Source organism: Micromonospora aridisoli (assembly GCF_056150025.1).
Map to the genome: position 1 here is coordinate 1 of NZ_JAXCFK010000210.1, position 499 is coordinate 499.

A 499-nucleotide genomic window follows, 5' to 3' on the forward strand; every position below is an offset into this window, starting at 1 on the left:
GTGCGCGCGATGCCGGACTGGACCTCGTCGACGACGAACACGGCGCCGTTGTCGGTGCACCACTCGGACAGCGCGGGCAGGAAGCCGTCGGCCGGCACGATGAACCCGCCCTCGCCCTGGATGGGCTCGATCACGACGGCGGCCACGTTCTCGGCGCCGACCTGCTTCTCCACCTGGAGCAGCGCGCGGCGGGCGGCCTCGGCGCCGGTCATGCCCTCCGGGTCCCGGAACGGGTAGGACACGGGCACGCGGTAGACCTCGCCGGCGAACGGGCCGAAGCCCTGCTTGTAGGGCATCACCTTGGCGGTCATCGCGAGGGTCATGTTCGTGCGCCCGTGGTAGGCATGGTCGAAGACGACCACGGCCTGGCGGCCGGTGTGCACGCGGGAGATCTTCACGGCGTTCTCGACGGCCTCGGAGCCCGAGTTGAACAGCGCGGCCTTCTTCGGGTGGTCGCCGGGGGAGAGCTCGGCGAGCTTCTCCGCGACGGCCACGTAGC

The 499-nt window shown here is 71.1% G+C and carries 1 protein-coding gene; it reads right to left on the reverse strand.

Features of this window, described 5'->3' with window-relative positions; all coding sequences use genetic code 11:
* The coding region (locus SM447_RS30150; protein ID WP_474576249.1) for an aminotransferase class III-fold pyridoxal phosphate-dependent enzyme at positions 1-499 on the reverse strand (499 nt) is incomplete at both ends.